The following is a 7,713-nucleotide window of genomic DNA, read 5'->3' as shown; positions in this document are numbered from 1 at the left end:
AACCGCCGACCTTCGGGTTATGAGCCCGACGAGCTACCACTGCTCTACTCCGCGACAAGTATTATTTTGGATTTAAAAGTGGATGGGGTAAGAGGATTCGAACCTCTGGATGACTGGACCAAAACCAGTTGCCTTACCGCTTGGCGATACCCCAATGTTTTAAGAGTTGTAATTATATAGATTTTAATGTGCTTTGTCAAGACTTTTTAGAATTTTAATAAAAAATTAAAATTCTAAATTTAAAACAAATTACATCTTCAGCTATAAAATTTCCCTTTGCCCTTTTGCATTCACTGGGCTTAAAACACCCATTTTTTCCATTTGTTCAATTATATTTGCTGCTTTGTTATAGCCTATTTTTAGACGTCTTTGTAAGTAGCTTATTGAAGTTTTTTGCTCGCTCAAGATGATCTCTTTTGCCTCTTCATAAAGCTCATCAAGCTCATCTTCTCCTAGTGATCCAGCAGCCACACTTCCGCTAGAGCCTTCTTCTACTAAAAATTTCTCGTCGTAGATAACTTCTTGTTGCTCTTTTAAGAAATTTACGATCGTCTCTATCTCTTTTTCACTCGCAAAAGGCGCATGCAGCCTGATCACTCCAGGACTTCCAGGAGGTGTAAATAACATATCACCGCGCCCCAGCAAGCTCTCGGCACCCATTTGATCAAGAATAACCTTACTATCGATCCTTTGCCCGACTCTGTAGCTTATCCTGCTTGGCAAATTTGCCTTGATAAGCCCGGTCACGACGTCGACACTTGGGCGCTGAGTGGCGACTATCAAGTGAATACCGCTAGCCCTTGCCATTTGCGCTAAGCGTCCAATATAGAGCTCAACATCCTTCCCACTAGTCATCATAAGATCAGCAAGCTCATCGATAATCACAACAATGTATGGGAACTGCTCACCACCTTCGCTTTTCATCTTTTCATTGTAGCTTTCTATATTTTTCGTGCGAGTTTGACTCATTATCTTATATCTTCGCTCCATCTCAGCCACCATATTTGCAAGTGCTGTGATAGCCTTTTTCGCCTCTGTTATGACTGGTGTTAGAAGATGTGGAATATCGTTATAAATACTAAATTCAAGCATTTTTGGATCGATCATCATTAAACGCAAAGTTCGTGGGCTATTTCGGTAAAGCAAGCTTAGAAGCATTGCATTTATGCCCACGCTCTTACCTGATCCGGTAGTTCCAGCGATAAGTAAATGCGGAAGCTTTTTAAGATCGGTCACAAAAGGTGCACCAACGATATCTTTACCAAGAGCCATGGTTAGTGGGCTGCTAGCGTTTTTAAATATCTCGCTCTCTAAAATTTCTTTTAGATAGATTGTTTCCAAATTTTGATTTGGCACCTCGATGCCTACGACATCTTTGCCAGGGATCGGCGCTTGGATACGGATCGTTTGAGCCTTTAATGCCATCGCTAGGTCATCTTGTAGGGTCAAAATTTTACTTACCTTGATATGCGGAGCTGGACGAAACTCAAATGTCGTGACGATAGGACCAGTGTAAGTTCGTACCACATCGCCATCTATCTTAAATTTACGCAGCTTATCTAGTAAATTTGAAATTTGCTGATCAATCTCGGCTTCATTGACATTGTGCGAGCGTTTTGGTGGGTCGTTTAAAAATTTAAGTGGTGGCAGAACAAAGTCTTTTGGTTTTTCGACCTTGCCTCGCTCTATTTGATCAAGTAGCTTTTTGTTTTCAGCCACTTCATTTAATATCTCTATGCCATTGATTGTCGATGTCTTGCTCTCTTTTACTGGCTCAGACTCCAGTTCTTCATCTAAATTTTGCTCATCTTCATTTACCACCTGAGCGTCTATTAGCTCTTCTTCTTTTATCTCTTCAGATTTTGACCTCTTGCGTTCTATCTTTGGGATTTGTCTTGGTTTTATATCTTTTAAATTTTTGCTCTCCTCGTAGCTTTTTGGCTCTCTATCGACAAAAGCCTTTCTTAAAACGATAATAAAATTTTCTCTAAAGGCAAGCCCAAGTGAAATAATAAACATCATAAGTATAGTAACTGCAGTCCCAATAGTACCGATAACCTCTTTTAATGCGCCGACTATAAAGCTTCCAACCAAACCAGCATTTGCGCCAGATGTACTTAAGGCTTGAAACATCAAGAATGTCATAAAAAATAAGAAAATTCCTATTACAAACTGAGCAAAATCAAAGTCAAATTTCTTAAAATTTTTATAAACAAAATAGCCAAAAATAATCAATAAAAACGGATAAACATATGCGATAAGTCCAAAACATTTTATATTTAAAACGCCAAGGCTCTGGCCAAGAGAGCCGACAAAATCAGCAGTGGGAGCAGCTGTAGCTATACCAAAATATACAAAAATACAAACAAAAATAGTAAATAATATATGTCGTAAAATTTTAGATCCTTTGTTAAAAAGGCTTATTATAGCACGCTAGAGTTTAATTTTTAAAAAATCAGCAAGCAAGGCCTGCTGATTTATAATTTTAATTTAAGTAGTTAAGTAAACTTAGTTGATTGATCTTTGCACTTGCTTGAAGTGTAGCTTGGTATGAAAGCGAAAGTTGCGTAAATCTCAAATACGACTCCGCATAGTCTGCATCGATTACACCGTTTTTAACAGTTTGTACATTTACTTTCATTACTTCAGCTCGTTCTTTTGTCGCTGTTAAAAGTCTTGATTGGGAACCGATCTTTGTAAGCTCTTTGTTTGCATGATCTATTAGATGATCTAGTCTCTTTAAAGCACCTTGCATGCCAGTGTTTCTCGGATCATTATTATCAGCATCAGCTCTATAATATCCTTTTCTAACAGCCTCTATCATCTTATCAAGATCTTGAAAAACACTAGTGCTTGGCTCATCAATAGTTAAAGCATTATTTTCATTAAAGCTAAAAACAGAGCCTTTTCCTTGAGCGTGTCCAGCATTGCCAGCTGTATCTCTGCCTGTGCTATCTCCATCAAATTTATCGCTATTTTTTGCATCATACATAGTTACTTCTATGTTTGTTACTGATTTTGTCTTATCAGTTAAAACCATTCTGCCACGATCATCTAAAGTTGTCTCTACTGCACCTTTAGTTTTTGATAGAGCTTCTTTATATGCATTATAGTTTTGATCTCTTTTTACTTTTTCTATATCTGTATCAAAATTTGCATTTTCTGCATGTGGAGGATTTGGAATATTATCACTTGCTGCCATAGCAACTATATCCATGAGCTGTCTATAAGTAAAATCGCTAGCGTAAGTTCTGTAACTTCCAAACTCATCTGAGTTATAGACTGTTAAATTTCTAGTTGCAGAAGGCGTACCACCTGGTGGTGTAGATGTTATTTCAAATTGCACTGGAGTATTTGTACCCCCTGCTGTACCCATTTTTACCTTTATGTCATATTTTGTACCAGTGATTGACTTTACTTGTAATTTTATCTCTTGGTCGTCGATATTAAAAAGTTCTCTCTTTCTAGCGTCAACATCTTTTGGATATAAATTTCTATCGTAGCTCTCTTTTGTACCGGAGACTTCACTTAGCTTTGTCTGATCGGTTGCAAATTCGCCAGTTCTTCTAGCTACTTGTGGTAAATTTGCAATTAGTTCGTTATCCTTTCTCTCAAATCTAACCTTGTCATAGTCAAATGCGTTTGTTAAATTTCCGTCTTTGTCAAGATATTTACTTTTTACAAATTCTGTAATATGAACTGTTTTTGGAACGCCATTTGCCATAGTTTCAAGATCTTCAAGAGAATTTACAGCATCTAGTGCATTATTTGGAGCAATATTATCGCGATCTGCTGCCACAGAAGTGGCTGCAACCATATGAAAATCAATAGTTTGATTGCCTTTAGTAAGATCTTTTATATTAAATTGTCCATCGTTATTTATGCTTACATCAACAACTTTTGTTGTTTTTGTATTGCCAAATTCCATGCCGATTTTTTCCATGAGTCCAGCCATTGTAGTATCTGCGCTCATCTTAAATTTGCTAGTAAATGTCGTGCCATCTGGCTTTTTGCCTTGCATAAAAAAATATGTATCTGGGAAATTTAAATTTGAGTTATCCAAAAAGTCATAATCAGGATTGATCGTACCCTTATAAGAGCCATCGCTTCCGACGACTGAGTCGCTAGCGTAATTTAACCCAATCATATTTTTTATCTTGCTGTTATCGTTTAAAAATTTTGGTGCATAGGCGATATCTGTCTTGGTTTGATCAGCCAAACGAACATTTGTAGTTAAAATTTTACTGTAATCACCATCTTTTCCTAAAAACAGATCATATCCTGGGATATTATAAGGAAGCTCGACTTGTGCACCAGCTGATGTTTTCATATAATCACGATTACCTTGATACTTTCCAGCACCATCTATCGGCTTTGTATCAACTGCGCTTCCAGAAAACAAAAACTGCCCATTTATCGAAGTATTTGCTATATTTACAAGGTGATTTTTGATGCCTTGAAGGTCATTTGCTAAAGCCTCCAAAGATGTTTTGCTATGTACGTCGCTAGCCGCTTGAATCACTTTTGTCTTAAAATTTTCTAGTTGTTTTTCAAACTCTTGCAATGCATTGTCTGTATTTTTTGAAAAATTTGCAGACTTACCAGTGGCATCAACCACTTGAGTAAGAGCAGTTGCTTCATAATCAAGTCTCATCGCATCATTATAAACAGCAGCACCGTCATATGGATCTTGAATTTTCAAACCATTTGTAAGTTGCTGATAGCTTTTATTTACGCCTGCCATATTTTTTTGATAGTCGTGCAAAGTCTGACTAAATCGTAGTTGATTTGTTATTCTCATAATTTTTCCTAAATTTTTATTCGCTCTAACTAAGCAAAAACAATTCCGCTTGCTTTTATATCGGTGTAAATTTATTTTTTTTTAGTGCAAAAAAGTTTTATAGTATAATCTGCACAAAAATTTATATATAAAAATAGGTAAGAAATGGCATTAAAAATTCTATTTTCTCCAAGTGAGAGTAAAATTTCTCAAAATACAAGCGATAAATTTCATGGCAAAAATTTAATTTTTCCTGAGTTTTTTAGTAAAAGAACTGAAATTTTGGGCAAATATGATGAGTTTTTAAAAACAGCAAGTCTGGATGAAATAAAAAAACTTTTTGGATTAAAACACCTTGAGGAGTGTAAAGAGCTAAGAAAAAGTATCTTTGACAAAGGAGCGATAAAAGCTATCTTAAGATACGATGGCGTAGCCTACAAACACCTAAACTACCGAAGCTTAAGCGACAAAGCACAGTCCTATATAGATAATAATGTTTTGATTTTTTCAAATTTATTTGGGCCGATTTTAGCAAAAGACGAGATCGCTGAGTACAAGCTAAAACAAGGTGAAAAGCTAGCCGGATTTGAAATTTCTAATTTTTATGATAAAAATTTTAGCAAAGCGGTTGATAAATTTTTACAAAATGATGAAGTTTTAGACCTAAGAGCTAAATTTTATGAAAAATTTTACACTATAAAAAAGGAATACACAACTTTTAGTTTTATGAAAAATAAAAAAATTCTAAGTCATCACGCAAAAGCTTATAGGGGTAATGTTTTGCGTGAGATCGCAAATAATCTTGTAAATAACAAAGATGAATTAATGGGCTTAAATTTTAAAAATTTAAAGCTTATTGATATGAAAAAGATTGGTCCAAAGACCGAGCTCATGTTTGAAATTTGCGAGTAAAGGTTGAAAAATTAACTTTTTTGCTAAAAAAATGTAAAAAAAGAGCTAAATTTAGGGAAAAAGTATTGTATTTTTTTTTAAAAGAGTGTAATATAGCCACATAACTTCTTAAAAGGATGGTTCATGAAAAAAGCTGAATTTATTCAAGCTGTTGCCGACAAGGCTGGTCTTTCAAAAAAAGATACTCTAAAAGTTGTTGATGCTACTTTGGAGACAATTCAAGCGGTTCTTGAAAAAGGCGATACAATTAGCTTTATAGGCTTTGGTACTTTCAGTACTGCTGACAGAGCTGCAAGAAAAGCTAGAGTTCCTGGAACTAAAAAAGTTATCGATGTTCCTGCTAGCAAAGCAGTTAAATTCAAAGTTGGCAAAAAACTTAAAGAAGCAGTTGCTGCTGGTGCTGCTAAAAAAGGTAAAAAGAAATAATTTCTTTTTAGGGGAGTCTTTCTCTCCCCCCCCCCCTTTTTTTTATTTCACACAATTTTAATTTCAAATCTTAACTTAGCCCGAGTGGTGAAACTGGTAGACGCGCCAGACTCAAAATCTGGTAAGGGCAACCTTGTGTCGGTTCGAGTCCGACCTCGGGCACCATAACACTCAATCTTAAGACTTCCCAAAACATCCAAAAGTATAAAAATCCCCGATATAGACGGATTTTAAAGATATTTTTGCGTATATTTTAAAATACCAAAGGATATAAAAATATATTTGCAAATATTCATTTTTTACTAAATAATAACGGAGTAAAATAAAAAAGCACAAAAGGACTCCGTAAAAAACGCCAAATATACCCGCCCCCCCCCGCTAACCGATAGAAGAGATCAGGACGCTAAAACCAAAGGATAAGATTTATAAGAAATTCGATGGCAGAGGTTTATGTATTTTTGTGAGTCCAGACGGTCGTAAATATTATATTCTCGAATACAAAAGCTCGACCGATAATAAAATCAAAAGGCTAAATTTGGGCAATTTTACCGAGTTTAGTTTGGCAATGGCGCGCGAGGAGAGGTTTAAGCTGGAGCAAAAGCTAAGAGACGGCATCGACGTCAAGCGCGAGAGCGAGATAAACGAGCAGGCAAATTTTAAAAAATTCGCGCAAAGATGGCTCGAAATAAAAGCCCCTAGCGTAGAGCCAAACACCCTGAACAGAGATAAAAGGCTGCTTGAAATGTATGCCTATCCATTTTTTGAAAATAGATGCATTACGGACATCACCGTAACCGAAATCATCGAAATTTTAAAAAAGATAGAGGCCAAGGGCAGCCTTGAGATGACGAAGCGGCTCTATTTGCTTTTAAATCAAATTTGGCAATCAGCCTACTATATCGCGCCACATAACGTGATCGCGAGCATTAACTACCGCTTCACGTTTAAAAAAGTAAAAGAGAAAAATTACGCGACGCTTACCAAAAACGCCGATATTAAGGCTCTTTGGCAAAGTATAGACGAATACAGCGGCAACGTTCGCACCGCATTCGCGCTCCTTAACCTCTCCGAACTCTTTTCAAGAGCTTAATAGTATTTTGAAGTTTCATTTTTTGCCCTTTTTGATATAATCGCCTAATTGATATTTGGATTATACTAAATTTTTCTAAGTATTAGAGAAAGGGATAAAATGGATGCTTTTGATGAGCAAATGCAAGAATTATATGATTATTTCGGCGCCGTAAACGATAATCAGCCATCTAAAAAACTTGTGTTAAGTAGCAATTCGGCAATAGTAGCTTGGAGAAAAGATAGAAAAATACCCACAAAATACTTATTAAAAATTAGTATATAAAAACAGTAGTCATCAAAATTTGGACGATGCCGATCTCTGTTTTATCCGCAAAACGATCTCCGTTAAAGCAAGCGCGGGCGACGGTAACGAGCTAGAGTCCGTGAGGAGCTACCAAATGGGCGAGCTGATGCCGATTGCCAAGGCCTTCTTTAAAGTCCCGCCAGGCAAAAACCTGGGCAGCATGGAGGTAGAGGGCGAGAGCATGACGCCGATGCTAAGGAGCGGGGATTGGGTTATTTTT

At 36.5% G+C, this 7,713-nt stretch carries 6 protein-coding genes and 2 tRNA genes; 5 read left to right on the top strand and 3 right to left on the bottom strand.

Annotated features, from left to right (window positions below; translation table 11 throughout):
• Positions 1-79 precede the first annotated feature (79 nt).
• From ACTTKV_RS08685 to flgL, 3 genes are all read right to left on the bottom strand, one after another.
• Positions 80-154, bottom strand: a tRNA-Gln gene (locus ACTTKV_RS08685).
• 107 nt (positions 155-261) lie between these two features.
• A complete protein-coding gene (locus ACTTKV_RS08680; protein WP_442550175.1) occupies positions 262-2,343 on the bottom strand; it encodes a DNA translocase FtsK 4TM domain-containing protein in 2,082 nt (693 codons plus the stop codon).
• A 142-nt stretch (positions 2,344-2,485) separates the two neighbouring features.
• Positions 2,486-4,801, bottom strand: a complete 2,316-nt coding sequence (flgL, locus tag ACTTKV_RS08675) for a flagellar hook-associated protein FlgL (RefSeq protein ID WP_442550173.1) — start codon at positions 4,799-4,801, stop codon at positions 2,486-2,488.
• Between the two features lie 144 nt (positions 4,802-4,945).
• On the opposite strand from flgL, the gene ACTTKV_RS08670 reads away from it, so the two are divergent.
• The 5 genes from ACTTKV_RS08670 (at position 4,946) to ACTTKV_RS08650 (ending at position 7,472) form a co-directional block, all read left to right on the top strand.
• Positions 4,946-5,692: a YaaA family protein gene (locus tag ACTTKV_RS08670; RefSeq protein ID WP_442550172.1), complete on the top strand. Its 747-nt coding sequence runs from the start codon at positions 4,946-4,948 to the stop codon at positions 5,690-5,692.
• A 123-nt stretch (positions 5,693-5,815) separates the two neighbouring features.
• The gene (locus ACTTKV_RS08665; protein WP_087583205.1) at positions 5,816-6,118 is read left to right on the top strand and encodes an HU family DNA-binding protein; all 303 of its coding nucleotides are present in this window, start codon (positions 5,816-5,818) and stop codon (positions 6,116-6,118) included.
• A gap of 78 nt (positions 6,119-6,196) precedes the next feature.
• Positions 6,197-6,283, top strand: a tRNA-Leu gene (locus ACTTKV_RS08660).
• Positions 6,284-6,503: 220 nt separating this feature from the next.
• The gene (locus ACTTKV_RS08655) at positions 6,504-7,208 is read left to right on the top strand and encodes a tyrosine-type recombinase/integrase (protein ID WP_442550174.1); all 705 of its coding nucleotides are present in this window, start codon (positions 6,504-6,506) and stop codon (positions 7,206-7,208) included.
• Between the two features lie 99 nt (positions 7,209-7,307).
• Entirely contained in the window at positions 7,308-7,472 is a 165-nt protein-coding gene (locus ACTTKV_RS08650) for a hypothetical protein (protein WP_442550171.1), read from the top strand.
• The last annotated feature ends 241 nt before the right edge of the window (positions 7,473-7,713 follow it).

It is taken from the genome of Campylobacter sp. (genome assembly GCF_052169515.1).
GTDB lineage: Bacteria > Campylobacterota > Campylobacteria > Campylobacterales > Campylobacteraceae > Campylobacter_A.
This window is presented reverse-complemented; position numbering and strand designations above follow the sequence as displayed.

Excerpts from the sequence above, each read along its gene's own strand:
- flgL (WP_442550173.1), bottom strand. The coding sequence starts at position 4,801 with ATGAGAATAACAAATCAACTACGATTTAGTCAGACTTTGCACGACTAT.
- ACTTKV_RS08670 (WP_442550172.1), top strand. The coding sequence starts at position 4,946 with ATGGCATTAAAAATTCTATTTTCTCCAAGTGAGAGTAAAATTTCTCAA.
- ACTTKV_RS08665 (WP_087583205.1), top strand. The coding sequence starts at position 5,816 with ATGAAAAAAGCTGAATTTATTCAAGCTGTTGCCGACAAGGCTGGTCTT.
- ACTTKV_RS08650 (WP_442550171.1), top strand. The coding sequence starts at position 7,308 with ATGGATGCTTTTGATGAGCAAATGCAAGAATTATATGATTATTTCGGC.